Genomic DNA, 24,651 nt, shown 5'->3' on the forward strand with positions numbered 1-24,651 from the left:
TCGTTCCTCGGCCGGATGCTCCAATGCAGCGCCCCCAAGGGCGCTTCGCCTTGTTTCTCCCCAGCAATGCTGTTACCTTCAAACGACCACGGTTTCGTGTCTGGATGGTCACGCATGATGAACAACACAAAATCCGGTGCGTCTGCAGGCACCGGATCGCAGCATGGGCCGCGCCGCGCGGTGCTCGACAAACCCTACCGGATGACCGCTTTGCGCGCAGCTGCGCTGGCGGCTTGGATCGCGGCAGGCTTGGCACCTGGGGCGGCGCAGGCGCTGGGGCTTGGGCCCATTCGGGTTCAATCGGCCCTCGGTGAGCCACTGGATGCAGCGGTCGAGGTGCTGCAGATCGACGCCGACGAAGCGGCGAGCCTGCGGGTCAGCCTCGCGCCAGCGTCGGCCTTTCGTGCTGCCGGTGTCGACTACAACGCCGCACTCGCCGGTGCCAAAGTCACGCTCCAACAACGGCCCGACGGAACCCGCGTCCTCCGCATCCAAGGGGAGCGGGCCGTCAACGAACCCTTTCTCGACCTGATCCTCGAGGCCAACTGGGCCAGCGGGCGCTTGACCCGCGAATACACCCTGCTGCTCGACCCGCCGAAAAACCCGGCCGCCAAGCCGGCCGATCGCGGCACGACGCTGCCGGCTGTCGTCAGCGCGCCTCGCCCCGCCGCCCCGGTCGCGGTGGCGCCCGCAACGGCCACACCGCGACGCACGGAGGAGAGCGCAGCGCCAGGTACGGGCGGGACCGTGACCGTCCGCCGCGGCGATACGGCTTTGGGTATCGTGGCACGCCACAAGCCAGCGGGCGTCTCGCTCGAACAGATGTTGGTTGCCTTGCTGCGTGCCAACCCCGACGCCTTCGTGGGCGGGAATGTCAACCGCCTACGCGCCGGTGCCGTCGTGCGCCTGCCCGACGAGACGAGCGCGCGCGGCATCGAGCCGGGAGAAGCGCGGCAGGTGCTCGCCCTTCAGAGTGCGGACTTCAATGCGTTCCGTGGCCGTCTGGCCCAGTCGGTTCCAGCGGTTCAGACCGAGGCCTCGAGCCGCGCCGCAAGTGGCAAGGTCGAAACTCAAGTGACGGAAAAGCGCCCGGCCGCGGTGGCTCCGGACAAGCTCACGCTGTCCAAAGGCAAAGTGGCCAGTGCCAGCGACCGTGAAGCGCAAATCGCCGCCGAGTTGCGCAAGAAAGAGGCCGAGCAGCGCCTGGCCGAGCTGACCCGAAACGCCAACGAGTTGGCCAAGCTCCAAGCCAGCAGCGCGGCGCTCGGTGCAGCCAGTGCAGCGGCCTCGAAGCCCGGCCTGGCCGTGCCAGCGACTGCGCCCGCGGCCTCGGCGGCCGTGTCCGCCACGGCCCAGCCCGCCCCGGCTGCGGCTTCGGCACCGGCCGCTGCCGCTTCGATCGCTGCATCGGCTGCCGCCGCACCGGCCAGCGCCGTTGCGAGCGCCCCGGCGTCCAAAGCCCAGGCGCCCGCTTCCCGGCCGGCCGTGGCGAAAGCGGCGCCCGCGGCCCCGGCACCCGAGCCCTCTTTACTCGACAGCTTGCTCGAGAACCCCTTGATTCCCGGTGCCGGTGCGGCCTTGATCGCCCTGCTGGCGGGCTTTGGTATCTACCGGATGCGTGCCAACAAGGCAAGCAAGGCGCACGAAGAGAGCAGTTTCCTCGAGAGCCGTGTACAGCCCGACTCGTTCTTTGGTTCGAGTGGCGGCCAGCATGTCGACACGAGCGACGAAAAACCCAGCGGCAACTCGTCGCTCGCCTACTCGCCGAGCCAACTCGAAGCGGGCGGCGATGTGGACCCCGTCGCCGAGGCCGATGTCTATCTGGCATACGGACGCGATCTGCAGGCCGAGGAAATCCTCAAGGAAGCGCTCAAGCTGCACCCCAACCGGGTCGCCATCCACGTCAAGCTCGCCGAGATTTATGCCAAGCGGCGGGATGCCCGCGCGGTCGAGGCTCTGGCCAAACAGGTGCTCCGCATCACCGAAGGAATGGGCCCCGAGTGGCAGCGCTTGTGCGAGATCGGGCGTTCGATCGACCCCAACAACCCGGTCTATTCGGGACAGGCCCCGGAATCGGCTCCGCCGACACCCGAATCCGCGCCCTCGCCGCTGTTCGCGCCCAGCACGATTCCAGTGAATCCGAAGCCGGAGTTTTCGCCCTCGCAGTCGGGCGTGGACTTCGATTTGAGCCAGTTCGACAGTCCCTTGCCGGAAGAGCCGAGCGGTGCACGAGGCGAACCCGCAGCCAGCGACTCGGCCGCCACACCGGCGCAAGCAGACCCGGCGCCTGCCGCTGAACCGGCGTTCGCCGCTGCCGCGGAAACCCAAGCTGCCGCCGAGCCCCTCGCCAACGCGCCCAAGGGCGGCGATGAAGCCTTGCTCGAATTCGATTTGGGCACTTTGTCCTTGGACCTCGAGCCGAATGCCGTGGCCGCCGCCACCGATGCCAAGGCACCCACCCCTGCGGCTGCGGCATCTTCGATGCCGCCGCTGAGCTTCGATTTCGAGCCGTCTGCGGCCCCGACCCCCGCCGCGCCAGCCCCCACCGAGCCCGCCTCGCTGGGTGGCGACGCCGATGAACTCGAAACCAAACTGGCGCTGGCACACGAACTGCGCGGCATCGGCGACACCGAAGGCGCGCGGGCCCTCGCCGAAGAGGTGCTCGCCGCCGCGTCGGGGCCCCTGAAGCTCAAGGCGCAGCAATTCCGGGACGATTTGGGTTGAGCGAGACTGCCAGAGACCCGGCTCCGGTCGCCAGGACCGGTAGCCGGATCGCGCTGGGCGTCAGCTATGACGGCCGCGGGTACCAAGGTTGGCAAAGCCAGCCCTCGGGCCAGACGGTGCAAGACCGGCTGGAGCGCGCGCTGGCCGACTTTGCTTGCAAACCCATCTCGACGCTCTGCGCCGGTCGCACCGATGCCGGTGTGCACGGTCTGATGCAGGTGGTGCATTTCGACACCGACATCGAGCGCGCCCCCGCATCCTGGGTGCGGGGCACCAACCGTTTCCTGCCCCCGGACATCGCGGTGCAGTGGGCGCAGCCCGTGCCGGCCGGCTTTCATGCCCGCGCCAGCGCCATCGCGCGGCGCTACCGCTATGTGCTGCTGGAGTCGCCCGTGCGCCCGAGCCTCGAAGCCGGACGCGTGGGCTGGGTGTTTCGTCCGCTCGACGGCGTGGCCATGCGTGCTGCGGCGGCGCACCTCATCGGCGAGCATGACTTCAGCTCCTTCCGCGCCGCCGAATGTCAGGCCGCAAGCCCGGTGAAGAACCTCACGCGCATCGACATCGAGCGCCGGGGGGCCTACTGGCGCTTCGAATTCGAGGCGAACGCTTTTCTTCACCACATGATCCGCAACCTCATGGGCTGTCTGGTCCGCGTGGGACAGGGGCTCGCGCACCCGGACTGGATGCGCGAGGTGCTCGCCGCCCGCAGCCGGGACGCCGCCGCGCCGACCTTTGCGCCCGATGGCCTGTATTTCGTCGGACCCGTCTACGCGCCCCACTGGGGCTTGCCGGAGCGGGTGGCTGCGTATGATTGGGCATGAGCCGCCCAACCGCCACGCAGTCCCCGCCCCCTGCCCTCGCCCCCACCGAGCCCCGCCCCCGCACCCGCATCAAGATCTGCGGCCTCACGCGCGAAGCCGATGTCGATGCGGCGGTCGCGGCCGGCGCCGATGCGGTCGGTTTCGTGCTCTATGCGAAGAGCCCGCGCTACGTGTTGCCCGAACGCGCAGCGGCGCTCGCCCGTCGTCTGCCGCCCTTCGTCACGCCGGTGCTGCTGTTCGTGAACGAAGACGCTTCCAAAATCAGAGCAATCACCGACCAATTCACGCCGGGTTTGCTGCAATTTCATGGGGATGAGACGCCCGAGGCATGCCTGGAAGCCGCGGCCACCTGCGGCTGGGCCTGGATGCGTGCGGCCCGTATCCCCGCGGGGTCGGCTTTCGACTTGCTAGAATTTGTCCACACTTGGCATCACGCCCAGGCCATCCTCCTCGACGCGCATGTCGAGGGTTACGGTGGCGGCGGCACCCCATTCGATTGGTCACTTCTTCCACCAAACGTCGACGCTCACCTCGTCTTGAGTGGTGGGCTCACACCTGCAAACGTGGGCGATGGCATCCGCGCGCTGCGCTCGCGCGGCCGCTCGCTCGCGGTGGACGTCAGCTCCGGCGTCGAAGCCCTCGGGCCTGACGGCCGCCCGCTCAAGGGCGTCAAGGACGCTCTGCGGATACACCAGTTCGTCGCCGCCGTGCGTGCGGCCGACGCCTCCTGACCCGATAGGAACGCCAACGACCATGTTCGACTACCACCAGCCCGATCCGAGCGGGCATTTCGGCCGCTATGGCGGCAGCTTCGTGAGCGAAACGCTCACCCATGCCATCAACGAGCTGCGCGACGCCTACGCGCGCTACCGGGACGACCCCGACTTCGTGGCCGAGTTCCACCACGAGCTCGCGCACTTCGTGGGACGCCCCTCGCCCGTCTACCACGCCGCGCGCACCAGCCGCGAACTGGGCGGCGCGCAAATCTTCCTCAAGCGCGAAGACCTCAACCACACCGGCGCACACAAAATCAACAACACGATCGGTCAGGCCATGCTCGCGCGCCGCATGGGCAAGCCGCGCATCATCGCCGAGACGGGCGCGGGCCAGCACGGGGTGGCGACTGCAACGATTTGCGCGCGCTACGGGCTTGAATGCGTGGTCTACATGGGCAGCGAAGACGTCAAGCGCCAAAGCCCCAACGTCTACCGCATGAAGCTGCTTGGCGCCACCGTCGTGCCCGTCGATTCGGGCAGCAAGACCCTCAAGGACGCCCTCAACGAAGCCTTGCGCGACTGGGTTGCCAACGTCGACAACACCTTCTACATCATCGGCACCGTAGCCGGACCGCACCCCTACCCGATGATGGTGCGGGACTTCCAGAGCGTCATCGGCAACGAATGCGTCAAGCAGATGCCGGAGATGCTGCGCGAGGCGGGCTGCACCGGCGAACAGCCCGACGTGGTGGTGGCCTGCGTGGGCGGCGGCAGCAATGCGATGGGCATCTTCTATCCGTACATCCCGTTCGAATCGACGCGGCTCATCGGTGTCGAGGCGGCTGGGCTCGGGCTCGAATCGGGCAAGCATTCGGCCTCGCTGCAAAAAGGCAGCCCTGGCGTGCTGCACGGCAACCGGACCTACATCCTGCAAGACGACAACGGCCAGATCACCGAGACGCACAGCATCAGCGCCGGGCTCGACTACCCCGGCGTCGGCCCCGAACACGCCTACCTCAAGGACATCGGCCGCGCCGAGTACGTCGGCATCACCGATCAGGAAGCGCTCGACGCCTTCCACCATCTGTGCCGCACCGAGGGCATCATCCCCGCGCTCGAATCGAGCCACGCCGTGGCCTACGCCTTGAAGCTCGCACGCACCATGCGCCCGGACCAGTCCATCCTGGTGAACCTCTCGGGCCGCGGGGACAAAGACATCGGCACCGTGGCCGACCTCTCCGGCGCCGGCTTCTTCTGCCGCCCGAGCTGCGAAGGCCAAAGCGTCAAGGGCGGCGAGTCCATCATCCGCCTCGGGGAGTTGCCCGCATGAGCCGCATCCAGGAAACCTTCGCCCGCCTGCAAGCCGCTGGCCGCAAGGCACTCATCCCCTTTGTCACGGCCGGCTTCCCGTATGCCGACCTCACGCCCGAACTGCTGCACGGCATGGTTGCCGCCGGGGCCGACGTGATCGAGCTCGGTGTGCCATTCTCAGACCCGAGCGCCGACGGCGCCGTCATTCAAAAGGCCGGTGAGCGCGCGCTGGCGCTCGGCATCGGGCTCGCAGACGTGTTGCAGATGGTGCGCCGTTTTCGCCAGAGCGACACGCAAACGCCCATCGTGCTCATGGGCTATGCGAACCCGGTCGAGCGCTACGACCAGCGGCACGGTGCCGACGCCTTCATCCGCGACGCGGCAGCGGCCGGCGTGGACGGGGTGCTGATCGTCGATTACCCGCCCGAGGAATGCGCCGACTTCGCGGCCAAGCTGCGCGCGCACGGCATGGACCTGATCTTCTTGCTCGCCCCGACCAGCACCGACGAGCGCATCGCCCAGGTGGCCCGAGTCGCCAGCGGCTATGTCTATTACGTCTCGCTCAAGGGCGTGACCGGCGCGGGCTCGCTCGACACGAGCGCGGTCGAAGCCATGCTGCCGCGCATCCGCGCCCAGGTCACGATCCCCGTGGGCGTCGGCTTTGGCATCCGCGACGCAGCGACCGCGCGCGAGATCGCGCGCGTGGCCGACGCGGTGGTGATCGGCAGCCGGCTGATCAGCCTCATCGACCCCTTACCCCGCGAGGCCGTGGTGCCTGCCGCCGCGGCCTTCCTGCGCGACATCCGCGCGGCACTCGACGACGTATCATCGGCGGCACGCGCGGCTTGAGTAGGCATCGCGCGCCACCGCCATTGGAGGACCCATGAGCTGGCTCGAAAAACTGCTGCCCCCGAAGATTCAGAAGTCCGAAAAGACCGAACGCCGCGGCATCCCCGAGGGCCTGTGGACCAAGTGCCCGAGCTGTGACACCGTGCTCTACCGCACCGACCTCGAACAGAACCAGAACGTCTGCCCGAGCTGCGGCCACCACCACCGCATCGGCGCGCGCGCGCGGCTCAACCAGTTCCTCGACAACGAGGGGCGCTATGAGATCGGCCAGGAAGTGCTGCCGGTCGATGCGCTGAAATTCAAAGACAGTCGCAAATACCCCGAGCGGCTCAAAGAGGCGCTCGAAGCCACGGGCGAGACCGATGCGCTGGTAGTCATGGGCGGCTCGGTCAAGGGCATCAGCCTGGTTGCGGCGGCCTTCGAATTCGACTTCATGGGCGGCAGCATGGGTTCGGTCGTGGGCGAGCGTTTCGTGCGCGGGGTCGAGACGGCCATCGAGCAGAAAGTGCCGTTCGTGTGCTTCACCGCCACCGGCGGCGCGCGCATGCAAGAAGGGCTGCTTTCGCTGATGCAGATGGCCAAGACGAACGCGGCGCTCACGCGCCTGGCCAAGAAGAAGCTGCCCTACATCAGTGTGCTGACCGACCCGACCATGGGCGGCGTGAGCGCGGGCTTTGCCTTCCTCGGCGACGTGGTCATTGCCGAGCCCAAGGCGCTGATTGGCTTTGCCGGCCCGCGCGTGATCGAATCCACCGTGCGCGTGACGCTGCCCGAGGGCTTTCAGCGCGCGGAATTCCTGCTGCAAAAAGGCGCCGTCGACCTGATTTGCGACCGCCGCGAGTTGCGCGACACAGTCGCCCGCACGCTCGCGATGCTGCAGCGCCTCAGCGCCGACGCGATCGTCGCCTGATTCTTTCGGCGCGCGCCGTCACGGGCGCCCATTCGGCCGTGCCTCAGCGCAGCCAAGCGCCGAAACCCAACACCAGGTGCTGCAGGTTCGCCAGCACGATCGCTGCGATCTGCAGCAGCACCAAGAGGGCCAGCGGCGACAGATCCACCCCGCCCACAAGCGGAATCACCCGACGCAGCGGCGCCAGCAGGGGTGAGGTCAAACGTTCCAGCAACCACGCCATCGGCCCGCCGGGCTGCACCCACGACAGAATCGCCGCCACCAGCACCACGGCGCTGGCGATCGAAATCGCCATCTGCGCGAGACCAAAAAAGGCCAGCACCACGACCGCCGCCCACGAAGCGCCGCCGCCGTGCAGGGCCCACAGCAGCGCAAACTGAGCAAACTTCACCAGCCACGCGGCCAACAGACTGGCCAGATCCCACCGCCCGCTCGGCCGCAAACCGCGGCGCAGCGGCAGCACCAGCCAGTCGGTCACCGCCAAAATGAAACGCCCCGGCGGATGGTCCATGGAAACGCCCACGCCGCGCATGTACGCACGCAGCAAGCAAGCCCCGCCAAGCAGGCCGGTGCCAAACTCGAGCAACAGCACCAAAATTTCATTCAACATGCCGCGAGGTCCCGGATGGATGGTTGAGAATTCGAACGACCGAGCGTTGTGCAAAGGGATGACGCCCCAGGCGCTCCCGCCTGCACGCGCAATCCGATCATATCGAGAGCGCGCCCGCCATGACGCCCGCGACCCCATCCCCACCCCCGTGCTGGCCCGAACCTTCCTTGCACGCTCCGCTCACGCTCACCAACGTCCCGCTGCTGCCACTCGCCAGTGTCGTCTTTCCCGGAGGCCGGCTGACGCTGCGCGCCGTCGCCGCGCCCACGCGCCATTGGCTCGAACGCTGTGCCGCCGCAGGTGCCCCGTTTGGCGTGGTGACACCCCGCCGTGGCTCCGATGAAACCGAGCCCCTGCCCACGGTGACGCCACCCGCTGCGCGCTTTCATGACTTTGGCACGCTCGCCGCGCTCACCGACGCCGGAGTGGGCGAAGCGGCCGCGTCTGCGCTGCAGATCCTCGGGCGCCAGGTTTTTCGCCTGCGCGACTGCCGCATGCTGCGCTCCGGGCTTTGGGTCGCCGATGTCGAACTGCTGAACCCGGACCGGCCCACGGCGATTCCGGCAGACCTCGCCGCGAGTGCGCAGGCCCTGCGCCAACTGCACGCGAACCTGCGGTTGCGCGGCGAGTCGCCCTGGCCGCCCGATGCGCCGCGCCGCTACGAGGACGCAGGTTGGGTCGCCAACCGCTGGGCCGAGATGCTGCCGGCACCCCCATCGATCAAGCTGCAGCTCATGGCCATCGAAGATCCGGCGCTGCGGCTCCAATGGGTGGCCGATCTGCTCGAGAAGACCGGCATCGTCCGAGGCTCGTAAACTTTCTTTTTGATAGCAGAAACCACCCGTTTTACGCTGGGGAAGGGCGAAAAAGCATCCCAACTGGCTGCAAGCATCGCGCCGCCGGCGTCGGAACAAACTCGGGCATTCAGCCCCGGCGCGGCTGGTATTCGGGCACCTGAGCCTGCAGCCAGCACCGCAGCGCGAGCGCATCGGGCGCGGGGCCGGCTTCGTCGATCCACGCCAAGGCAGCCAACAGCGCGGCTGCGGGCGGGACGGCGCGCGCCACGCGCAGCTTGGGGTGCGGCGTCGGGGCGGTGGTCTCACAATCGGCCAGCAATTCTTCATAGAGCTTCTCGCCCGGGCGCAGGCCGGTGTAGACGATGGGAACATCCTGCTCGGTCTTGCCCGAGAGCCGAATGAGCATGCGCGCGAGTTCGACGATCTTCACCGGCTCGCCCATGTCGAGCACGAAAATCTGCCCCGACTGACCCATCAGCGCGGCCTGCAGCACGAGCTGCGCCGCCTCAGGGATGGTCATGAAATAGCGCACGATTTCCGGATGCGTCACCGTCACCGGGCCGCCGCGTGCAATCTGCTCGGTAAAAAGCGGCACCACCGAGCCGCTCGAGCCCAGCACATTGCCAAAGCGCACCGCGACGAAGCGGGTCGCCGGGTGCTGCGCGGCCACCGCCTGCACGGCCAACTCCGCGAGGCGCTTGCTCGCGCCCATCACATTGGTCGGGTTCACCGCCTTGTCCGTCGAAATCAGCACGAAACGCGCGGCCCCCACCTCGCCCGCCACGCGTGCGGCGTTGAGCGTGCCGAGCACATTCGTGCGCAGCGCCTCGATCTCGTTGTGCGTCTCCATCAAGGGCACATGCTTGTAGGCCGCAGCATGAAACACCACCGCGGGCGGATGTGCAGCCGCAATCGAGCGCAGCCGATCGGCCTCGCGCACGTTGGCGGTGTAGTAATGGCCCTCGAGCTGCGGGTGTGCGGCGCGCAGCTCCTGCTCGAGCCGGTAGATGGCGTATTCGGACACGTCCACGCACACCAGCCGCGCGACGCCGAAGCGCGCGATCTGCCGGCACAGCTCCGAGCCGATCGAGCCGCCCGCGCCGGTCACGAGCACGGTGCGCCCGGCGAGCATGTCCGACAAGCCCGCGACGTCGAGCTGCACCGGCGCGCGCCCCAGCAGGTCTTCGAGCGCCACCGCGCGGGGACCGGCGCCCTCGCCCTGCAACCAGTCGTCGGGCCGAGGTAAGGTCAACAAAGACAGGCCCAGTTCCGCCGCCGCCAACATCGCCTCGCGCCGCTCAGGCTGGCCCGGCGCGGCCAGCACCAAAGCCACCCGTGCGCCGCTCTCGCGCGCCGCATCGGCCAGCGCGTCAATTCCACCGAGCACCGGCACGCCTTGCAGCACCCGCCCGACCTCCTCCCGACGCGGCGTGACGATCCCCACCGGCGCAAGCCGCGTCGAATGCTTGAGCGCGCGCAGCGCCTCGGCCGCCTCGGCGAGGCTGCCGAGCAGCAAGGTCGGCGCGCCCGCCAAGGCTGTGGGTGCGCCGCGGCGCTCCGAAGCCAGCCGCCACAGCACGCGCACACCGCCCAGCAACAGCAGCACCAACAAAGGATGCAGCAGCAACACCGAGCGTGGCGAATTCGGCAGTCGCGCCATCAAAACCGCCACCGCCGTCAACAAGCCGCCGCCCGCCACGCCCGCGACCAGCCGCGAGAGTTCGGGCAGACTGGTGTAGCGCCAGATATGCCGGTACACCCGCGCCCCGAGCAGCGCGAGGCCATAGGCCAGCACCGGCACGAACGCGGTCTGCAGCATCAGCGCCGCGTGCTCCTCGGGCACATCGAAATTGAAGCGCAGCCAAAACGCCAGCCACCAGGCGAGCGCGACCAGGGCGAGGTCGAGGGTGATGCGGCCCCAAGGCCAGGCCCGGAATCGCTCAGACACCCTGCCCCTCCGCGGTCGCCTCGAAGGCACGATGCAGCAAGTCGATCACACGGTCTTGCTGCGCAACGCTGAGGTTCGAGCCCGAGGGCAGGCACAGTCCCGACTCGAACAAGGCCGCCGATACGTCCTGCTGCGGCGCATGCGGGAAATACGGCGCGCCGGTGAACAAGGGCTGTAGGTGCATGGGCTTCCACACCGGCCGCGCCTCGACCGCATGCCGCGCGAGCCATTGCGCGATCGCGCTGCGGCGTGCCGCCGCATCCGGGCCGGCCAGGGTGAAGCAACTGAGCCAGCGCGTGCTCGCATAGCCCTCGGGCTCGGGCATCCATTGGATGTCCTCGTAAGCCGCGAGCGCCTCCCGATAGCGCTCGAAGACCCGTCGGCGCTGCGCCACGCGCTGCTCGAGCACACGCAACTGTCCGCGGCCGATGCCGGCCAGCACATTGCTCATGCGGTAGTTGAAGCCAACCTCGACATGCTCATAGTGCGGCGCGTTCTCGCGCGCCTGCGTCGAGAGCTTGCGCGCACGCGCGACCAGATCGGCATCGTCGGCCACCAGCATCCCGCCGCCCGAGGTGGTGATGATCTTGTTGCCGTTGAACGAAAAAATGCCGACGCGGCCAAAGCTGCCGCTGGCACGGCCCTTGTAGCGCGCTCCGAGCGACTCGGCCGCGTCCTCGAGCACGGGCACGCCGTAGTGGGCGCACAGCGGCACGATCGCATCCATATCCGCGCTCTGCCCATAAAGATTCACCACGATCACGCAACGCGGCAGCCGCCCTTCGCGGCGCGCCCATTCCAGCGCACGCTCGAGCGCTGCGGGCGAAAGATTCCAGGTCTGCGGCTCGGAGTCGATGAACACCGGCCGCGCGCCGCAATAAAGAATGGGGTTGGCGCTGCCCACGAACGTCAGCGACGCGCAAAACACCGTGTCGCCCGGCCGCACGCCAAGCAGCAACAAGCCCAGGTGGATCGCCGCCGTGCCCGAACTCAGGGCGGCGGCATGGCCCACACCCACCTGCGCGGCCACCTCCCGCTCGAACGCGTCCACATGCGGGCCGAGCGGCGCGATCCAGTTGCTGCGAAACGCCTCCTCGACGAAGGCGGTTTCCTCCTCACCCAGATGCGGCGAGGACAACCAAATGCGCTGCGAGAGCTCACGCCGCGTCACGAGGTCGCGCACCCGGCCCGCAGCGTCACAGACCGGCACATGGTCGATGGCGTGCGCGTCCATGAGCCGCAGCAAAGCCTCGGCCGTCGCCGCCTCGTCGGCAACCACCGGCGGCTTCGATGGCAAGGCGGACACCGGCGCATCGGTCGGCACCGCCGCCAACACCGCACGGCGCAAATCCCCGTCGGTAAGTGTGCGCAGCAGGCGGCCCGAGCCATCGACGACGAGCAAAATGCCCCGCCCGGTTTGATTGAGCCGCGCGAGGGCCTCACCCCAAGGGGTTTCGGGCGGCAAACACAGGGGCGTGAGGCGATCGTTCATGACAAAAACCGAGAACAAGGAAGGCGCTCAGTAGGTGTTGATTTTGTCGAGCAAATCAGGCGCAAACGGCGTCTCGGCCAGCAGGCGCACGATGCGCTCGGCCGCGTGGCCGTCGCCGTAGACATTGGTCGGGGCAAAACGTCCGTGCGCCAGGGCTTGCCGCACCGCCGCCTCGATCGCTGCGGCCTCCACGCCACAGTCCAAGGTGTTGGCATTGCGCTCCCGGCCGCGCTGCCGGTCACCGATGTTGACCACCGGCGTGCCCAGCGATGCCGCCTCGATGATGCCCGAGGAGGAATTGCCGACCAGCACCTGCGCATGGCGCAGCGCTTCGAGGTAGTGCGCGCGCGTCAGGTGCGTGATGCGCACCAGGCGCTGCCCCAGCCGCTGCGCGGCGGCATCGAGCGCCTGCAAGATGCCGCCCGAACCGGCGTCTGCATTGGGCTCAAGCCAGACGAGCCGCAAACCTTGTGCCACCGCGACGCGCTCGAGCGCCTCGGCAAGGGCAGCGGTCTGACAGAAGGCATCCTCCCGCTGCTGCACCACCGGATGGAACAGCACCAGCGCGTACGTCGCGTCCGCCTCGAGCCCGAGGCGGCTGAGCGCGGACGCGCGAGGCGCATCGAGCACCGCGGCCAGTCCATCGAGACTCGGCGCGCCGGTGACCCACACATGTTCGGGCCGCTCGCCAAGGGCGATGACCCGCGCCCGCGACGCCTCGGTGGCGACGAAATGCCAGTGACTGAGTTTGGTGATGGCGTGGCGCACCGGCTCATCGACCGTGCCCGAGCGCTCTCCACCGTGCAGATGTACGTTGGGAACGCCCACATGCAACGCCGCAATCGCACCCGCGAGCATTTCCCCGCGGTCGCCGACCAGCAGCATCAGGTCCGGCCGCTCGCGCTCGAGCACTTCGGTCAGCGCCACCACCATCTGCCCGATGCCACGCGCCATCGCCGCCGGACTGCGCGACTCGACCTCGGTGGGAATGCGCGCCACGATCGGCAGGCCGCTCGCTTCGATCTCGCGCACCGTCTCGCCAAAGGCCGGGCTCAGGTGCATGCCGGTCACGGCCAATTGGAGCTGCAAGCGCGGATGCGCGTCGATGCGCGCGAGCACATGCTGCATCAAACCAAAGTCGGCCCGGGTGCCCGTCACGTAGAGCACCCGGCGCACGGCGGTCACGGGCTGCTCAGGCTGGGTCCCGAAGATTTCCCGGCTTGCGCCGACGACTGGATCGGCGTTCATGGCGCGAGATGCTCCGTGGTCAGCGTCGTCCAGGCCTTCGCAGCGCGGCTCAGGCGCTGGCCGGGCAGTGTCGCGAGCGCCGACGGCGGCAGTCCCGTTCCGGGCCGGCGCAAACCGAGGTCGGACGCTGCCAGCACATGCCCCTGGGGTAAGTCACGCACGACGACGACGCTGCGCCGCGCGACGTCGCGGGTGTTCGCCTCGATGGGCTGGGGCCGCTTGACCCCGTCGCCCAACATGCGGCTGACCGCCCGTATACCCGCGACCAGCCGCGCGAAGCTCTCGGGGTCGGCCGAAGCGCGGTGATCGGGGCCGGGCAAGGCACGGTCGAGCGTGAGGTGCTTCTCGACCACCTGGGCACCGAGCGCCACCGCCGCGAGCGCCGCCTCCACGCCCTCGCTGTGGTCCGAATAGCCGACCGGAAGCCTGGTCGCCTGCGCGAGCGTGGGGATGGCCCGCAAATTGAGCGCATCGGCAGGCGCCGGATAGGCCGAGGTGCAATGCAACACCGTGAGTGCGGGCCTATGGGCCCCGACTCGGCCGGCGGCGGCCCAGCGGCTTTGGATCCAGCCCAGCGCCTCATGCACTTCGTCGAGTGTGGCCATGCCGGTGGAGACGAGCAAAGGCAGGCCGGTGTCGGCGGTGCATTCGAGCAGCGGTCGGTTGGTCAGCTCGCCCGAAGGCAGCTTGAGCCGGCGCACGCCGAGCCGAACCAGTTCATCGACCGCAGCCTCTGAAAAAGGCGTGGAGAAAAACTCGATGCCGATGTGCGCGCAGTGCTCGGCGATGCGCTGGTGGGCGTCGAAGTCGAGCTCGAGCGCGCGGATCATCTCGAATTGGCTGGTGGCGCCGGTGTTGGTGCGCTGGTAATCGGCCGTGGCGGCATCGGGCGTCACCACATCCTCGGCCCGGAAGGTTTGGAACTTCACCGCGTCCGCGCCGGCGGCACGGGCGGCGTCACACAGCGCCAGTGCGAGGTCGAGGCGCCCGTTGTGGTTGACGCCGGCCTCGGCAATGATGAACACATCAGACATGCGTGGAGTCCTCGGATTCGGGTCGAAGGGCGCGGCGGTAGAGCCACTCGGCGAGTTCAAAGTCGAAGCGGTCGTCGATGTCGACCGAGCGCTCCCTCGGCATCGGATACGCGCGGGCGGGAACGCTCCAAAAACCGTCGCGCGCCGCGCGCGCAAGAGCGGCGCGGCGCCAGACATAAATCGCACCGTTGAGCCCCCAAACGGCGGGGGCATCCTGCCGGCGCGCAAACGCCGCTGGCTTGCACAGCGCCAGCGTACCGTCGCTCTGGGCCTCGACCAGGGTGTAGTAGGGATTGTGCGAAGGCTCGGTCACGCTCACCACCAGTTCCGCGCCGGTCTGACCAGACAGCGCCCAAGCCCCGGCGATGTCGTCTGCGGTCCGCAGCGGCGAGGTTGGCTGCAGGTCGATGATGGTCGCTATCACGAGGCCCGAGGCCTCGAGGTACTGCACCAAATGCTCGATGACCGGCAGTTTTCCCGCGGCGTCGGAAGCCAGCTCGGCGGGTCGCCGATACGGCACGATGGCCCCTGCGGCCTCGGCGATCGCGGCGATTTCGGCGTCGTCCGTCGAGACATAGACGCCGTCGACCGCGGCGCAGGCCCGCGCCTGTTCGATGCTGTGCACGATGAGCGGCTTGCCCGCCAGCGGCCGCACGTTCTTGCGCGGCAGCCCTTTGCTGCCGCCGCGCGCGCAGATGGTGGCGATGGTCAAACCCGAATCGGTGCTCATGAACCTGATTCCTCCCGATGCAGCGCCCGAAGGCTCATGCCGCGCGCTGGGCGTGAACCACCCAGTGAACCAGCGTCTTCGATCCATCGGGCTCGCCCATGCTGTGGCGTTGGATGCGCTCGATGCGCCAGCCCGCCAGCAAGCGGGGCAGGTCTTCGTAGGCCGTGAAGCGCGTCGGCCCATGCCCCGCGAGCGGCCCTTCGGCGCAGTCCCAAAAATCCGCATCGACGGCGCGCCCCGTCCCGTCGCCCCAACAGCCCCGCGCGAAGGTGCGCACGAACAAGCGCGCGCCCGGCCGAGCCACGCGGGCCAGTTCGGCATAGTTCTGGCGAGCCTGCTCCAAAGGGCTGTAGCAACCCGAAGCGACATCGAGCACGCCGTCGAACACCCCGTCGCCATAGGGCAGCGCGGCAAAATCCGCCACCTGCACGCTGCCTCCGGCCTCACGCCAGCCGGGGCATTCCCGATCGAGCCGTGCCACGGCCCGCTGCACCGCCGTCAGCGAGCCGTCGAAGCCATGCGCGCAAAAGCCTTCACGCGCGAGGTACCAAAGATGCGCGCCGGCACCGCAGCCAGCGTCCAGAATACGCAACTGCGCACGGTCGGGCCCGCGGCCGTAATGGCCGGCCACGAAGCGGATCACGTCTTCACCTGGGTAAAGGCCCCAGGGACGGTCGCGGTGAATCGACTCCCACAAAGGGTTCCAGGACATGGATCAGACCTTGCGATAAAAGATCGGCCGTTCGGGATGCGCCGCCCATGCCGGCGCGAAGTGCCGTTTGAGCGCGTCGTAGCGCTCGGGGTCGAACACCTGAAAGCCGGTATGGTAGGTCGCCCGTAGCGGCGAGAACGATGCCTTGAAAAAAAGCAAGGGGTTGTCGGGGCGCGTATCACTGCCGCCCCCGAGGTAGAGCACGCGTTGGCCGCGCCCGCGAGCCGCGAGCGCCGCCTGGTGCAAGGCATGACTCGACGCCCCGGCGCGACGCCCTTCGGCGCAGGTGGCCGCCAGGTGATATTCCGTCATGCCTGCGCCGTCGAGCATCAGGCAAGCGGCGAGCCACGCATCCCCGCCCGAGCCTCGGCAGACGCCGAGACGCGCGCCCGGGTGCTGTGCGAGCCGAGCAAAGTAGTCATCCGAAAAATCGAAAAACGGGTCGGCGCCCATCTCGCGCATGGCGCGTCGGTAATACGCGCCGAACGCGGGAACGGCGGTGGCGAGCGCTTGCTCTTCATAGCGCAGGCCGAGCCGCGCGGCTTTGTTCAAGGTACTGCGCAGACGCGGCGCGTAGTAGCGAGCAAAGTCCGCGTCTCCCAGGTCGACCCAGACCACCGGCCGGTTGGCATTGACCCGTCCGCCATACCAGCGCTCATTGCTCAACAGGGGATGGAAGCGCACGTACTCGACGACCACGCCCTGCTCAGACATCCACTCGGCATAGGCACGCCAGGCGCGCGGCAGGAAGTCGGCATCGGCGGCGCGACACAGCGGGCCGCCATAGCCGTAGGGAGCGCTCGCGTCGAAGAGCCCGGCGCAGCCTTCGATGCAGCGCCGGTGCAAGCCGTGGATCCAGAGCGAAGGGCCGTCATGCACGGCGACCCAGATCGGCTCGAGCGCGGGGTCGCGCAGCGCGTCGGCCTCCAGATAGTCCCGGTGCAAGGTGCCGGGCCACAGCGGCGGGCCCATCTGCGCCGCGCGCGCATCGGCCTCGGCTCCGTCGATGCGTTCGACCCGGGGCGCTGTCATGCAGCCCCCGCCACGGGATCGACCAGACGCTGCGCCACCGCGACCACGGCCTCCGCCGCCGGTGGGCTGGCCAGAGGGACGCCGGTACGCGCGCTGAATGCCCTCGGTGCCCAAGCGCCGCTCCAAGCGCCCGCGAGCGCTTCGAGCCCGAGTGCGCGCTGGGCCAGGCCCATCTCGACATAGGGGCTGAGCTCGTCGAGGATCGAGCCGTGGATCTGCGTTACCGGCCGTCCGCAGAGCGCCGCTTCGACGCCGACGGTGGACACGGTCACCAGCACCTCGTCGCCCGCGTGCAGCCACGCGTGCAGGAGCACCTCCGGTCCAGCAACCCGGATGCGGGGGTATCCGAGCGCGGCCACGGCGTCTGCCGGCGGCTCGCTGGGATGACGCCGCAGCCAGAGCGCGAGCCGCGGGTTGGCCTGCACGATCTCGATCAAGCGTTGCTCGATGCGCCGAGGCCATTGCGGGTCGCCCACGGCCGCGATGCCGGGGATGCGTTCGGGCTCGGGCGAGGTTGCGAGCAGCAGCACATGCAAGTCCTCCCAGCCCGCCGCGCGGCGCAGCGCGGCGCCCTGCGCCGGCAGCATCGGGTTGCGCAGCCCATCAAACGCCGGATTGCCCGTGACAAAGATGTGCTCGGCTGGTCGCCCCGCTGCGATGAAACGCTCGCGCACGGCGTCGTTGAGGACACACAGCGCGTCGGCATAGTCGGCGCGTGCCAGCCGCTCGCGTTCCCAGATACCAAACAGGTCGAGCAAGCACACACTCGGGATGCCCAGCGCGCGCGCCGACTCGATGGCCGCCTGCTCGGCCCGAGGGGAGTTGGTCGCGAGCACCAGCGCGGGTTGCAAGCGCCGCAAAGCCCGCTCGAGTATGCCGAGCGGCAGGAAAGCCTGACGGCCGTAACGCGCATAACGCTCGGCCGCCTCCGCGGCACCCAGCCGCTGCTCGAGGTCGGCGTAGGACAGACCGAGGTAAGCCACCGATTCGTCACGGTCGGTGGCTTGCACGGAGAGTTGCGCCGCCAGTCGCTCGCCGATCTGAAGGGCGTGCCGGTCGCCCGGCTCCACCAGGTCACGAAAGCCCAGCGTGGGAAAGCCGCGCGCACGGGCCAGCGGCGCAGCCGTGGTGAGCGCGAGGAAGTGAGGCTCTGCCAAGCCCAAAGAACGCACCCGCTCGGCGACGGGCAACAAGGCTTGGACGTGGCCGCCGCCGTAGCAAACAAAGAGCCAAAGGGGCCGCCGCTTCATACGTCGGCCTCCGTGATCGGCGAACCGTCGGAATCGATCCCCTGGCCGCGCGCCCACAAGGCGAGCGCCGCGAGCGCGCGCAGCTCTCGAGTGTGGTTGGCCGCGCCGCTGCGGTGGGCGTCGAGCATGGCCTCGATCGAAGCCCACTCGAACGCCTCTGCGAGCCAAGCACTGCCCCGCAGCGTCTGCCGCAGCCAGCCGTGCAGTTCGCCCCGGAACCAGTCGCCGATCGGCACGGTGAACATCTGTTTGTTTCGGTAGGCCAGGTCCTCGCCGATGAGCGGGGCGACGGCGCGCTTGAACCAATGCTTCTTGTCGCCGGCGGGGGACAGTTTCGTGCGGCCGGGCGCGCGGAAGGCGAATTCCATCATCCGCCAGTCCAAAAACGGCGTGCGCGCCTCGATGCTCACGGCCATGCCCATGCGGTCTGGCTTGACGAGGTTGTTGCCCGACAGCAGCAACTGCATGTCGAGGTACAAGGCCTGGTTGATGCGGTCGAAGTGCGCCGCCTCCTCGAACCAGGGCCGCGCGGCGACCTCGAAGCTGTCGAGGCCCTCGAGCTGCGCGCGCAGCGCCGGTCGGTAGAGCGCCGCCTTCGCCGCCGGTGTCAGGAGCGAGATGCTGTCGAAGTACTGGCGCTCGAATGCGGGCTGGCTCAGGGCCTCGGCCTCGGGCCGTGCAAAGAACTGCGCGTATTTGTCGTAGCCGGCAAACAACTCATCGCCCCCGTCGCCCGTGAGAACGACCTTGACCTGCCGCGCGGCGAGTTCGCTCACGCGCAGCGTGGGCAGAAAGGACGCATCGCCATGCGGCTGGTCGAGATGCCACAGCACCCGCGGCCAGCGCTCGAGCATGTTGAGCTCGGCCACTTCCATCGTGTGCGCGCAACCGAAGCGCCGCGCCGCCTCGGCCGCGAAGCTCGATTCGTCGTAGCGCGGATCCGCAAAGCCGATGCAGAAGGTGCGCACGGGCTCGCGCACATGCCGCGCCATGAGGCCGACGATGGTGCTCGAATCCACGCCCCCCGAGAGAAAGGCACCAAAGGGCACGTCGGCGCGCAGCCGCAGCCGGGTCGCGTCGTCGAGCAAGGCCATGAATTCCTCGGCCCAGGGCTCGAAGGACTGCGCTTGCTCGTGCTGGTCGGCCAGGCGCCACCAGCGTTCGGTGTGCACGCGGCCGTCGCGGCCGTAGCGCTGCCAGGTGCCGGGCATCAGATGGCGCACGTCGCGCCAGACGGTCCAGGGGGCTGGGATGTAATTGAAGCTGAGATAGTGATGGATCGCTTCAAGATCGATAGCATCCGAACACCGTTCGACGCCGGGAACCGGCCAGAAAGCCTTGATTTCAGAGGCAAACAACGTGGTTTCGCCGCGCCGCATCACGTACAGCGGTTTGACGCCGATGCGGTCGCGCGCCAGATAGAGCGCATCCTCGCGCGCATCGTCGATCGCGATCGCGAACATGCCGTTGAGCCGCTTCAAGCAGGCCATGCCCTCGCGTTCGTAGAGGCGCAGAATGACCTCGGTGTCCGAATGCGTGCGCAGCACCACGCCTTGCGCGCGCAGTTCGGCCGCGAGTTCGACGTGGTTGAAGATTTCGCCGTTTTGCACGACGGCGATGCGCCCGTCGTCACTGACGAAAGGTTGGTGCCCGCCCGCGGGGTCGATGATGGACAGCCGCCGGTTGCCGACCGCGACGCCGCGCGCCGGGTCGTGGTGGATGCCTTCGTCGTCGGGGCCGCGGTGCCGCAGGGCCTGCCCCATCGCGCGCAGCACCGCGGCGTCGAGCGCGTCGCGCCGTGGGCTCCAGTAACCAAAAATGCCGCACATGCTCAGTTCGCTCCCCGACCGCTGAGCCGGCCCAGCGTCCACCAGAGGATCTTCAGGTCCAACCCGAACGAGGCCTCGCGCACGTAGCGCAGATCGGCTTCGAGCCGCTCGCGCTCGGTGCAGTCGGAACGGTACAAGGCCTGCGCCAGTCCCGTGAGGCCGGGCCGCACGCTGCAGCGCAGCGCCCAGTCTTCGGGCGCGTACAGGCTTTGCTGCGCCGGCAGGTCGGGGCGCGGTCCGACGAGGCTCATCTCGCCCTTGAGCACGTTGATGAGCTGCGGCAGCTCGTCCAGACTCGTGCGGCGGATGAAGCGGCCCACGCGCGTGATGCGCGGGTCTGCCCCTTGCGTGTAGTAGGGTCCGCGGGCGGCGGCGTCCTTCACCATGCTGCGGAATTTGAGCATCTGAAACGGCCGCCCACCGAGGCCGATGCGCGCCTGCCGGAACAGCACCGGCGGCCCATCCTCGAGCCACACTGCCAGCGCCACCGTGGCGAGCACGGGGCTGAGCAGCAGCAGGGCGAGCGCGCTGGCTGCGAAGTCGAACGCGCGCTTGATCATGCCGAGGCCCCCGCCACCCCGGCATCGGTGCGCGGCATCTGCGCGGCAATCGCACGGATTTGCTCGGCAATGCGCACGCGGTCGGCCTCCACCTCCTCGGGACGACGCCGCGCCAGCGCCGATTCGGCCGCGCGCAAGGCGGCCACCGCCGCCTCGAACGGCTCGGGCGCGTCGCTGCGCTGGAAGGTGCGCGAGAGGATCACCGCCTGCGACCCCAGCCGCAAATGCTCGGCCAGCACATCGCGCCCCGAAAGCAAGCCCTCGTCGAGCCGCGCGATGCCCCCAAAGCCAAAACGCCGCCCGTGGCTGCGCGCCTGCGCGGCCACGCGGTCCACCCAGCCCAGCGCCAGCGGCTCGAACATGAAGCGCAGGCCGAGCGCCAGATGCAAGTCGTTGAGGCCGACGAACACCTCATCGAGCCCGGGCGTCGCCACCCAGTCCTCGATCGAAGCCAGCGCCTCTGCGGTTTCGAGCAGCGCCGTGACCGGCACGCGGCCCGCCACGCAGGCGCAAAACGCGCTCAATTCACGTGGCTCGCGAAACATCGGCAGCATCAGCCGGTCGGCGCCGCGCGCCAGAGCCGCCTCCACCTCGCCGGGCGTGCCCGCGTGCCAAGGGTTGAGCCGCACCATCAGGGGCGCCTCGGGTGCCGCCGCACGCACGGCCGCCACATCGTCGAGCGTGTGGGTGCTGATGAAGCTGTTGCGCCCGGCCTGTCGCTCGGCCTTGCCGTGGCGCTCCAGGTCGACGAAGAGCCGCATCTCCGGCAGGGCCGCACAGCGGCGCGCCAGCGCAGGGTCAGCGGTGATCTGGATCAGTTCGAGCATGAAACAGCAAGCGAGAGGACGTCCCCTATTGTCGGCGCAGCCAGCGGCGCCCAGGCAGGCCGCTCAGTGCCGCCACCGCGCCCACGAGGGCGGCCGCGCCCACCGCGCCGCCGAGCGGCCCCCGCAGCGCCCACAGACGGGCGGCCCAGCCCGCGCCGGCCGCAGCGGCACCGTCCAAGCCCCAAGGCGCCACCCCTACCGAACAAGCCAGCAGCACCGCCCCCGTCGCCAGCATGAGGCGCAGCGGCAAGAGCCGCCGCAGCGCACCCAGGCCCGGCCCCAGCAGAGCCAGCAGGCCGACGGCCACGAGCGCGAGCACCGCGTCCAGCGCCGCCATCTGCGCCCGTCCCGATGCGGGCAAAGCCAGATTCGAGGCCAGCAAGGTCGCAAGCCCCAAGGCCCAAACCAGCGCCGCCACGCGCAGCCGCGCCTGCGAAGCCAGCGCGGTGAGCGCCACCGCGATCAGCGCCTGCGGCAGCAAGCTCCACGCGCCGACCCGCGCCCACTGCGCGAGCGGCACAAGCGCCTCCGCCGGCATGCGCCCCCAGCCAAAGAGCAGCATCGCCAGAGCATCGGCGCCGACGATGAGCCCGGCTGCGGCCATGCAGGCCAGCGTCCAAGCCAGCGCCATGGCCGCGCGCACCCGCGACTCGGCCGCCGCGCGCTCAGCAGAGCTGCTCAAGGCAGCGGCGTAGGCGGCCGCGATGCCGGGAAAGCTCAGCGACGCCGCCAGTTGCACCGCCAGCACCAGCGGCAACTCGACGAGCTTCCAGGCGTAGTTGAAGGTGGTCAGCGCGCCCTCGCCCGCCGCCGACGCCATGGAGCGCGCGGCGAATGGCAAAGCCAGCGGCAAGCCGGCGGCCAGCGCCGCCCAGAGCCAAACCGCCGTGCCCGGCAGCGGCGTCGAGCGCGGGCGCGCGCCTGCAGGCGCCGGCGCCCCCGCTGCCTCCGGGGCCGCCGCCCCGTCCACCCATCCCCGGCGCCGCGCCGCCAACCACCACAGCCTCGCCGCCATCGCCAGCAGCAAAACCAGGCCCAATCGGTCTATTGCCGGCGCAGACTCGGGCTTCATTGCTATGAAAAACAAAGCGGTCACGAGCACGCCATTGACCACCAGATTGGCCGCGTACAAGCCCACGAAGTCACGCCGGTGCTGCGCGCGCGTGCTCCACAGCGCCGCGAGCAAGGCCAGCGGCAGCGCCATCGCTGCGTAGATCAGGCCCCGTGCGGCCGCGTCCCGTGCCGGCCCGCTCAGGCCCGGCGCCAACGCCGCCAGCACACCGAGGCGACCGCCGGCCAGCAGCAGCGCCAGCACCGCACCGATCGCCAACAGGGCGCGCGCTACGCGCCGCTCGCTCTCGGCCTGCGCCGCCGCGCTCTGCTGCGCCCACAGCGGCAGCAACACATAGGACAAGGCGCCGGCAGCCACGAGGCCGGTGATCCAGTCGGGCAGCGCGAGCATCAGCACCACCCCGTCGGCCAGCCCCGAGGCCCCGAAAGCCGCCGCCTGCGCCGACTCGCGCAAGAGCCCGAGCACGCGACTGGCAAGCAAGAGAACCAGTGAGACGACTCCGGCCTTGAGCAACATGGTGGCGCGGATTATGACAACGCCCCCTGAGCGCCAGCGCCGCGCCCTAAAATCAAGCGTTTTGCCGCCTCGAGACCCTCCACCATGTCTGACACCCCAGTCACTGCGCCCCAGGACGAAAACCAGCTCATCGCCGAGCGCCGCGAGAAGCTCAAGGCCCTGCGCGAGGCGCAGAAGGCGGGCGGGCCCGTCGCATTCCCGAATGATTTCAAGCCGGCCCACCATGCCGCGGACCTGCTCGCGCACCATGGGGGAAAAAGCGCCGAACTGCTGCAGGAGCAAAACCTGCACGTGCGCGTGGCCGGCCGCATGATGCTCAAGCGCGTCATGGGCAAGGCCAGCTTTGCGACGCTGCAGGACGCCAGCGGCCGCATTCAGATCTACATCACCCGCGACGGCGTGGGCGAAGACGTCTACGCCGCGTTCAAGCACTGGGACCTGGGCGACATCCTCGGCGTCGAAGGAACGCTGTTCAAGACGCGCACCGGTGAGCTCTCGGTGCAGGCCACGCGCATCCGGCTGCTGACCAAGAGCCTGCGCCCCATGCCCGACAAGTTCCACGGCATGCAGGACCAGGAGATGAAATACCGCCAGCGCTACGTGGACTTGATGACCGATCCCGCCGCGCGCGACCGCTTCGTCGCGCGCAGCAAGGCCATTGCGTCGATCCGCCAGTTCATGGTCGAGCACGGCTTTCTCGAGGTCGAAACGCCCATGCTGCACCCGATTCCCGGCGGTGCCAACGCGCGGCCCTTCGTCACGCACCACAACGCGCTCGACCAGGAGATGTATCTGCGCATCGCGCCAGAGCTCTACCTCAAGCGCCTGCTGGTCGGCGGTTTCGAGCGGGTGTTCGAGATCAACCGCAACTTCCGCAACGAGGGCATCTCGGTGCGGCACAACCCCGAGTTCACCATGATGGAGTTCTACGCGGCCTACTGGAATTACCGCGACCTCATGGACTTCACCGAAGCGCTGATCCGCGACGCCGCCCAGAAAGCCGTGGGCACGCTGCAACTGACCTATGGTGGCAAGACGGTCGACCTGTCCCAGCCGTTCGAGCGCCTGACCATCCCGGAAGCCATCGAGCGCCACACCGACGCCGGCGAGCGCGTCGCTGATCGGGAGTGGCTCATCGCCAGCCTGAAAAAGCTCGGCCTCTCCGAAGAGAAAGACCGCCTCTCGAGCCGGTCGCTCGCCGCGTTGCAGGTGCTCTATTTCGAGGAAACGGTCGAAGAAAAGCTCTGGCAGCCCACCTTCATCATGGAGCACCCGACGGAAATCTCGCCGCTGGCGCGCGCCAACGACAATCACCCGGAAGTCACCGAGCGCTTCGAGCTCTACATCACCGGGCGCGAGTTCGGCAACGGATTTTCCGAACTCAACGACGCCGAAGACCAAGCCGCGCGCTTTGCCGCGCAGGTCGCCGCCAAGGACAGCGGCGACGACGAGGCCATGTATTTCGACCACGACTTCGTGCGCGCGCTCGAATACGGCATGCCCCCGGCCGGCGGCTGCGGCATCGGCATCGACCGCCTCATGATGCTGCTGACCGATTCGCCCAGCATCCGCGACGTCATCCTCTTCCCCGCGCTGCGCCGCGAGCACGAGGCAGCGCCGCACCCAAGAGGCTGAGAGGCTGAGACAACGGCGAATCGGCCTC

General features: G+C 68.8%; 21 protein-coding genes. 8 read left to right on the plus strand and 13 right to left on the minus strand.

What is annotated here, in order from left to right:
• Positions 1-114 precede the first annotated feature (114 nt).
• Genes JHC36_RS06090 through accD form a run of 6 tightly spaced genes read left to right on the plus strand, consistent with a single transcriptional unit; the run spans position 115 to position 7,331 of the window.
• Complete coding sequence (locus tag JHC36_RS06090) at positions 115-2,724, plus strand: type IV pilus assembly protein FimV (RefSeq protein WP_287917102.1); 2,610 nt, start codon at positions 115-117, stop codon at positions 2,722-2,724.
• Entirely contained in the window at positions 2,721-3,545 is an 825-nt protein-coding gene (gene truA / locus JHC36_RS06095) for a tRNA pseudouridine(38-40) synthase TruA (protein ID WP_287917103.1), read from the plus strand. The genes JHC36_RS06090 and truA overlap by 4 nt, the downstream gene beginning before the upstream one ends.
• Positions 3,542-4,276: a phosphoribosylanthranilate isomerase gene (locus tag JHC36_RS06100; RefSeq protein WP_287917105.1), complete on the plus strand. Its 735-nt coding sequence runs from the start codon at positions 3,542-3,544 to the stop codon at positions 4,274-4,276. The genes truA and JHC36_RS06100 overlap by 4 nt, the downstream gene beginning before the upstream one ends.
• A gap of 22 nt (positions 4,277-4,298) precedes the next feature.
• Positions 4,299-5,591, plus strand: a complete 1,293-nt coding sequence (gene trpB / locus JHC36_RS06105; RefSeq protein ID WP_287917108.1) for a tryptophan synthase subunit beta — start codon at positions 4,299-4,301, stop codon at positions 5,589-5,591.
• Complete coding sequence (trpA, locus tag JHC36_RS06110; RefSeq protein ID WP_124224036.1) at positions 5,588-6,421, plus strand: tryptophan synthase subunit alpha; 834 nt, start codon at positions 5,588-5,590, stop codon at positions 6,419-6,421. The genes trpB and trpA overlap by 4 nt, the downstream gene beginning before the upstream one ends.
• 34 nt (positions 6,422-6,455) lie before the next feature.
• Positions 6,456-7,331 (plus strand): acetyl-CoA carboxylase, carboxyltransferase subunit beta, encoded by an 876-nt coding sequence (gene accD / locus JHC36_RS06115; protein ID WP_124224035.1) that lies wholly within the window; start codon positions 6,456-6,458, stop codon positions 7,329-7,331.
• Between the two features lie 43 nt (positions 7,332-7,374).
• On the opposite strand, the gene JHC36_RS06120 is transcribed toward accD, so the two are convergent.
• Positions 7,375-7,941, minus strand: a complete 567-nt coding sequence (locus JHC36_RS06120) for a YggT family protein (RefSeq protein ID WP_124224034.1) — start codon at positions 7,939-7,941, stop codon at positions 7,375-7,377.
• 167 nt (positions 7,942-8,108) lie between these two features.
• Here JHC36_RS06120 and JHC36_RS06125 point away from each other — a divergent pair, with 167 nt between their 5' ends.
• Entirely contained in the window at positions 8,109-8,756 is a 648-nt protein-coding gene (locus JHC36_RS06125) for an LON peptidase substrate-binding domain-containing protein (protein WP_287917114.1), read from the plus strand.
• A gap of 109 nt (positions 8,757-8,865) precedes the next feature.
• On the opposite strand, the gene JHC36_RS06130 is transcribed toward JHC36_RS06125, so the two are convergent.
• The 12 genes from JHC36_RS06130 to JHC36_RS06185 are packed head-to-tail and all read right to left on the minus strand — an operon-like array spanning position 8,866 to position 22,988.
• Positions 8,866-10,686, minus strand: a complete 1,821-nt coding sequence (locus JHC36_RS06130) for a polysaccharide biosynthesis protein (RefSeq protein ID WP_287917117.1) — start codon at positions 10,684-10,686, stop codon at positions 8,866-8,868.
• Positions 10,679-12,178: a DegT/DnrJ/EryC1/StrS family aminotransferase gene (locus tag JHC36_RS06135; protein ID WP_287917120.1), complete on the minus strand. Its 1,500-nt coding sequence runs from the start codon at positions 12,176-12,178 to the stop codon at positions 10,679-10,681. The genes JHC36_RS06130 and JHC36_RS06135 overlap by 8 nt, the downstream gene beginning before the upstream one ends.
• Positions 12,179-12,205: 27 nt before the next feature.
• The gene (gene neuC / locus JHC36_RS06140; protein ID WP_287917122.1) at positions 12,206-13,426 is read right to left on the minus strand and encodes a UDP-N-acetylglucosamine 2-epimerase; all 1,221 of its coding nucleotides are present in this window, start codon (positions 13,424-13,426) and stop codon (positions 12,206-12,208) included.
• Positions 13,423-14,460 (minus strand): N-acetylneuraminate synthase, encoded by a 1,038-nt coding sequence (gene neuB / locus JHC36_RS06145; protein WP_287917124.1) that lies wholly within the window; start codon positions 14,458-14,460, stop codon positions 13,423-13,425. The genes neuC and neuB overlap by 4 nt, the downstream gene beginning before the upstream one ends.
• Entirely contained in the window at positions 14,453-15,190 is a 738-nt protein-coding gene (locus JHC36_RS06150; RefSeq protein ID WP_287917126.1) for an acylneuraminate cytidylyltransferase family protein, read from the minus strand. The genes neuB and JHC36_RS06150 overlap by 8 nt, the downstream gene beginning before the upstream one ends.
• A 34-nt stretch (positions 15,191-15,224) precedes the next feature.
• Positions 15,225-15,902, minus strand: a complete 678-nt coding sequence (locus tag JHC36_RS06155) for a class I SAM-dependent methyltransferase (protein ID WP_287917129.1) — start codon at positions 15,900-15,902, stop codon at positions 15,225-15,227.
• 3 nt (positions 15,903-15,905) lie between these two features.
• On the minus strand, positions 15,906-16,934 hold the full coding sequence (locus JHC36_RS06160; RefSeq protein WP_287917132.1) for a GNAT family N-acetyltransferase: 1,029 nt from the start codon (positions 16,932-16,934) through the stop codon (positions 15,906-15,908).
• On the minus strand, positions 16,931-18,184 hold the full coding sequence (locus JHC36_RS06165; protein ID WP_287917135.1) for a UDP-glycosyltransferase: 1,254 nt from the start codon (positions 18,182-18,184) through the stop codon (positions 16,931-16,933). Before JHC36_RS06165 ends, JHC36_RS06160 begins: the two co-directional genes overlap by 4 nt.
• Positions 18,181-20,013: an asparagine synthase (glutamine-hydrolyzing) gene (gene asnB, locus JHC36_RS06170; RefSeq protein WP_287917138.1), complete on the minus strand. Its 1,833-nt coding sequence runs from the start codon at positions 20,011-20,013 to the stop codon at positions 18,181-18,183. The genes JHC36_RS06165 and asnB overlap by 4 nt, the downstream gene beginning before the upstream one ends.
• 2 nt (positions 20,014-20,015) lie before the next feature.
• On the minus strand, positions 20,016-20,573 hold the full coding sequence (locus tag JHC36_RS06175; RefSeq protein WP_287917141.1) for a sugar transferase: 558 nt from the start codon (positions 20,571-20,573) through the stop codon (positions 20,016-20,018).
• Positions 20,570-21,400 (minus strand): aldolase/citrate lyase family protein, encoded by an 831-nt coding sequence (locus JHC36_RS06180; RefSeq protein WP_287917144.1) that lies wholly within the window; start codon positions 21,398-21,400, stop codon positions 20,570-20,572. The genes JHC36_RS06175 and JHC36_RS06180 overlap by 4 nt, the downstream gene beginning before the upstream one ends.
• 25 nt (positions 21,401-21,425) lie before the next feature.
• Positions 21,426-22,988 (minus strand): lipid II flippase MurJ, encoded by a 1,563-nt coding sequence (locus tag JHC36_RS06185; RefSeq protein WP_287917147.1) that lies wholly within the window; start codon positions 22,986-22,988, stop codon positions 21,426-21,428.
• A gap of 84 nt (positions 22,989-23,072) precedes the next feature.
• Here JHC36_RS06185 and lysS point away from each other — a divergent pair, with 84 nt between their 5' ends.
• Complete coding sequence (gene lysS, locus JHC36_RS06190) at positions 23,073-24,623, plus strand: lysine--tRNA ligase (RefSeq protein ID WP_287917150.1); 1,551 nt, start codon at positions 23,073-23,075, stop codon at positions 24,621-24,623.
• Positions 24,624-24,651 lie beyond the last annotated feature (28 nt).

This window comes from Tibeticola sp., assembly GCF_022759015.1.
Lineage (GTDB): Bacteria > Pseudomonadota > Gammaproteobacteria > Burkholderiales > Burkholderiaceae_C > Tibeticola > Tibeticola sediminis.

Excerpts from the sequence above, each read along its gene's own strand:
- JHC36_RS06135 (WP_287917120.1), bottom strand. The coding sequence starts at position 12,178 with ATGAACGATCGCCTCACGCCCCTGTGTTTGCCGCCCGAAACCCCTTGG.
- JHC36_RS06090 (WP_287917102.1), top strand. The coding sequence starts at position 115 with ATGATGAACAACACAAAATCCGGTGCGTCTGCAGGCACCGGATCGCAG.
- JHC36_RS06100 (WP_287917105.1), top strand. The coding sequence starts at position 3,542 with ATGAGCCGCCCAACCGCCACGCAGTCCCCGCCCCCTGCCCTCGCCCCC.
- JHC36_RS06150 (WP_287917126.1), bottom strand. The coding sequence starts at position 15,190 with ATGAGCACCGATTCGGGTTTGACCATCGCCACCATCTGCGCGCGCGGC.
- JHC36_RS06165 (WP_287917135.1), bottom strand. The coding sequence starts at position 18,184 with ATGAAGCGGCGGCCCCTTTGGCTCTTTGTTTGCTACGGCGGCGGCCAC.
- neuC (WP_287917122.1), bottom strand. The coding sequence starts at position 13,426 with ATGAACGCCGATCCAGTCGTCGGCGCAAGCCGGGAAATCTTCGGGACC.
- JHC36_RS06160 (WP_287917132.1), bottom strand. The coding sequence starts at position 16,934 with ATGACAGCGCCCCGGGTCGAACGCATCGACGGAGCCGAGGCCGATGCG.
- neuB (WP_287917124.1), bottom strand. The coding sequence starts at position 14,460 with ATGTCTGATGTGTTCATCATTGCCGAGGCCGGCGTCAACCACAACGGG.
- JHC36_RS06155 (WP_287917129.1), bottom strand. The coding sequence starts at position 15,902 with ATGTCCTGGAACCCTTTGTGGGAGTCGATTCACCGCGACCGTCCCTGG.
- JHC36_RS06120 (WP_124224034.1), bottom strand. The coding sequence starts at position 7,941 with ATGTTGAATGAAATTTTGGTGCTGTTGCTCGAGTTTGGCACCGGCCTG.
- asnB (WP_287917138.1), bottom strand. The coding sequence starts at position 20,013 with ATGTGCGGCATTTTTGGTTACTGGAGCCCACGGCGCGACGCGCTCGAC.
- lysS (WP_287917150.1), top strand. The coding sequence starts at position 23,073 with ATGTCTGACACCCCAGTCACTGCGCCCCAGGACGAAAACCAGCTCATC.
- JHC36_RS06175 (WP_287917141.1), bottom strand. The coding sequence starts at position 20,573 with ATGATCAAGCGCGCGTTCGACTTCGCAGCCAGCGCGCTCGCCCTGCTG.
- trpB (WP_287917108.1), top strand. The coding sequence starts at position 4,299 with ATGTTCGACTACCACCAGCCCGATCCGAGCGGGCATTTCGGCCGCTAT.
- JHC36_RS06180 (WP_287917144.1), bottom strand. The coding sequence starts at position 21,400 with ATGCTCGAACTGATCCAGATCACCGCTGACCCTGCGCTGGCGCGCCGC.
- JHC36_RS06185 (WP_287917147.1), bottom strand. The coding sequence starts at position 22,988 with ATGTTGCTCAAGGCCGGAGTCGTCTCACTGGTTCTCTTGCTTGCCAGT.
- trpA (WP_124224036.1), top strand. The coding sequence starts at position 5,588 with ATGAGCCGCATCCAGGAAACCTTCGCCCGCCTGCAAGCCGCTGGCCGC.
- accD (WP_124224035.1), top strand. The coding sequence starts at position 6,456 with ATGAGCTGGCTCGAAAAACTGCTGCCCCCGAAGATTCAGAAGTCCGAA.